The sequence below is a fragment of the Pseudoxanthomonas sp. LjRoot204_2 genome (genome assembly GCF_056175765.1).
The window spans coordinates 1-3,452 of sequence record NZ_JBGFFG010000362.1; the positions used below are offsets into that span (position 1 = coordinate 1).

The 3,452-nt window shown below is 67.0% G+C and carries 4 protein-coding genes; 2 read left to right on the forward strand and 2 right to left on the reverse strand.

Annotated features, from left to right (window positions below; all coding sequences use genetic code 11):
* Positions 1–222: DUF1244 domain-containing protein (locus AC04L7_RS14750; RefSeq protein WP_475513290.1), on the forward strand; the 222-nt coding region annotated here is incomplete at its 5' end.
* A complete protein-coding gene (locus AC04L7_RS14755) occupies positions 215–1,006 on the forward strand; it encodes an alpha/beta hydrolase (protein WP_435998759.1) in 792 nt (263 codons plus the stop codon). The genes AC04L7_RS14750 and AC04L7_RS14755, both read left to right, overlap by 8 nt.
* A 9-nt stretch (positions 1,007–1,015) precedes the next feature.
* Here the strand turns inward: AC04L7_RS14755 and AC04L7_RS14760 are convergent, their stop codons facing one another.
* Together AC04L7_RS14760 and AC04L7_RS14765 are read right to left on the reverse strand one after the other, a co-directional pair.
* A complete protein-coding gene (locus AC04L7_RS14760; protein ID WP_435998761.1) occupies positions 1,016–2,857 on the reverse strand; it encodes a monovalent cation:proton antiporter-2 (CPA2) family protein in 1,842 nt (613 codons plus the stop codon).
* A 40-nt stretch (positions 2,858–2,897) separates the two neighbouring features.
* A partial coding sequence (locus AC04L7_RS14765) for a low temperature requirement protein A (protein ID WP_475513291.1) occupies positions 2,898–3,452 on the reverse strand: 555 nt, incomplete at its 5' end.

Consider the following 3,452-nt stretch of genomic DNA (forward strand, 5'->3'; position numbering starts at 1 on the left):
GTACAGAACATCGACCTGATGATCCTCGCGGGTTTCTGCCGCAATTGCCTCGCGGACTGGTACCGCGAGGCCGCCAACGCCGCAGGCGTGGCGATGGACAAGGAGCAAGCCCGCGAACATGTATATGGCATGCCCTTCGCCGACTGGAAGGCGCGCCACCAGCGCGAGGCGACGCCCGAGCAACTGGCCGCGTTCAAGGCCGCGCAGGAGCGGCATGGGTAGGCCGCAGCGGATGCTGGCCTGGGCCACCGCCGCCCTCCTCGCCACCTACATCGCGCTGTGTGCCCTGCTCTACCTGCAGCAGCGGCGACTGATCTATTACCCGCAGTTCACCCGGGTGGACGCCGCACAGACGGATTTCGCCCTGCCACGGCGCGGCGTGACGTTGCGCGGCTGGGTCGTGAATCCCGGTCAACGCGACGCCGTGCTGTACTTCGGCGGCAACGCGGAATCCGTGGACACCAACCGCGATGCATTCACCCGTGCGTTGCCCGCGCACACGGTCTACCTGGTGGCGTATCGGGGCTATGGCGCCAGTGACGGTGAACCGACGGAGGCCGATCTGCTCGCCGACGCGCTCGCCCTGCACGATGAGGTCGCCAGACGGCATCCCGCAGGGGAGATCGATGTAATCGGACGGAGCCTCGGCAGTGGCGTGGCCAGCTACGTTGCGTCCGAACGCAAGGTGCCGGCGCTGGTACTCGTGACGCCGTTCGACAGCCTGGCCGCCGTCGCACAGGCGCATTACCCGATGTTTCCCATACGGTTGCTGCTCAAGGATCGCTACGACTCGCGCGCGCGCCTTCCCCATCATCAGGGAATGCTGCTGGTCCTACGGGCAGGCCGCGACGCGGTCGTACCACCTCCGCATACCGATCGACTGCTCGATGTCTTTCCGGGGCGCGCTGACGTGGTCGACTTCCCCGCCGCCGGCCATGACGATCTGTCGCTGGACCCGGCCTACGAGGCGGCGCTCACGACCTTCCTGGAACCCCGCACCCACTGAGCGGGCCGGCTATTCCTCTTCTTCCTCGCCGATGATTTCGGCGGCTTCCTCGTTGAGGGCCTTCGCTTCACGCTTGGGCTTGGTGAACGGCGTCGGTGTGGGTTTGGTGTGCTTCGCATTGCCATACAGCGCCGGGATGCCGGATCGCAGGTCGCCACCGGCGATCTCGAGCTCCAGGCGCTCGGCGTCGCGCCGACGGATCTCCAGGGCAATGGCATCGGCATCCTCGCGTGCGATGCCGACGCTCATCAGCGCCGCCTTGCCGAACTCCACCGCGGACTCGAACGTTTCGCGGATCTGGTAGTCGACGCCTGCGCCGATCAGCGCCAGCGAATGCTCGCGGTCGAACGAGCGCACCAGCACGTGGGCCTGCGGGAACTCGTGCTTGACCAGTTCCACGATGCGGCTCGCGGCGTCCTTGTCGTCGATGCAGATGGCGATGGACTGCGCCGTCTGCGCACCGCAGGCACGCAGCACGTCGAGCCGCGTACCGTCGCCGTAGTAGATCTTGAAGCCGAACTCCTCGGCGCTGCGGATCATCTCGATGTCGGTATCGATGATGGTCACGTCCACGTCGCGTGCCAGCAGCGACTGGCTCATCACCTGGCCGAAGCGCCCGAAGCCGATGATCAGCACGCTGCCGCTCAGGCCCTTGGCCTCTTCGATCCCCTCCATCGACGGGGCATCGGGATGAGTGAAGCGGCGCAGCAGCAGCACGAACAAGGGCGTGAGCGCCATCGAAAGCACGACGATGGCGGTCAGGTTCGCATTGACGGTGGCATCGATGATCCCGGCCGAGGCCGCGGCGGCGAACAGCACGAACGCGAACTCGCCGCCCTGCGCCATCAGCACAGCGCGATCCAGCGCTTCAGCGTGCGGACTGCGCGTCATCCGCGCCACGACATAGATGCAGGCCGCCTTGACCACCATCATCGCCAGCACCGCGCCGACGATCAGCGGCCAGTTGCTCGCCACCACGCCGAGGTCCAGCGCCATGCCGACGCCCAGGAAGAACAGGCCCAGCAGGATGCCGCGGAAGGGCTCGATATCGGCTTCGATCTGGTGGCGGAACGTCGATTCGGACAACAGAACGCCGGCGAGGAAGGCACCCATCGCCATCGACAGGCCACCCAACTGCATCAGCAGCGCGGCGCCCAGCACGACCAGCAGCGCGGCTGCGGTCATCACCTCGCGGGCCTTGGCGGCGGCGAGGATGCGGAAGAACGGATTCAGCAGCCAGATGCCGGCGGCGATCAGACCGCCGAGCGACGCAGCCGCGATGCCGATCGACACCCAGCGGGAACCCTCCTCCGGCTGCGCCACCTGCGGCGACATGAAGGCGACCAGCACCAGCAGCGGCACGATCAGCAGGTCCTCGAACAGCAGTATCGAGACGACCTTCTGCCCATTCGGCAGCGCGACATCCCCGCGCTCGGCGAGCAACTGCATCACCACCGCCGTGGAGGTCAGCACGAAGCCCATGCCGCCGATGAAGGACACCGGCAGCGAATATCCGAAGACCAGGCCCACCCCCGTCAGCGACAGCGTGCATACCGCGATCTGCAGTGCTCCCAGGCCGAAGATCTGCTTGCGCAGGCTCCACAGGTGGCTCGGCCGCATTTCCAGGCCGATCACGAACAGGAACATCACCACGCCGAGTTCGGCGACGTGCAGGATGGATTGGGGGTCGGAGAACCACTTCAGGCCGAACGGGCCGATCGCCAGCCCGGCGGCCAGGTAACCGAGCACCGAGCCGAGGCCCAGTCGCCGGAAGATAGGCACCGCGACGACGGCGGCACCCAGCAGGGCGACGACACTGACCAGCTGGCTTGCACCGGATTCTGCGCTCATCCGGGGAGTCTACCGGAGGACTCCCGGCCCGCGTCTTCCGTCAGGAATCCGAACGCCGCGTCGCCGCGGCGTCCTGCCGCCGGTGGTAGGCCACCCACATCGTCGCCAGCACCATCACCGCCGTGGTGAGTGCGCCTGCGGTCAGCAGGTTGAGGCGCGGCAGCAGCGGCCACAGCGCCAGCAATGCTCCCATCCCGAGGGCCTGCGGCCACGGAAAGCGTCCGTGGACGACGCGCGAGAACCACGCATTGGCCAGCAGGTACACCAGCGGACCGGCAGCCACGACGGCGGCGTACCCGGCCTTCACCGGCTCCAGCGGATGCGCCACCACCAGGTCATCCGCCACTGCGCACACGATGACGCCGGCGATCAGCACCACATGGACGTAGTGGAAGTAGGCACCCAGCCGGCCCGGGTCGTCCGAATGCTCGATCACGTGTACGGCGTCGCCGCTTGAGGTGTCGAAGTACATCCACCACATGGCGACGCAACCGATGAACGACACCAGGAATGCGATCCACACCGCCAGTCCGGGATGGGCCGCATGGCCGAAAGATGCGCCCGTCGCCAGTACCGATTCGCCCAGCGCGATGAT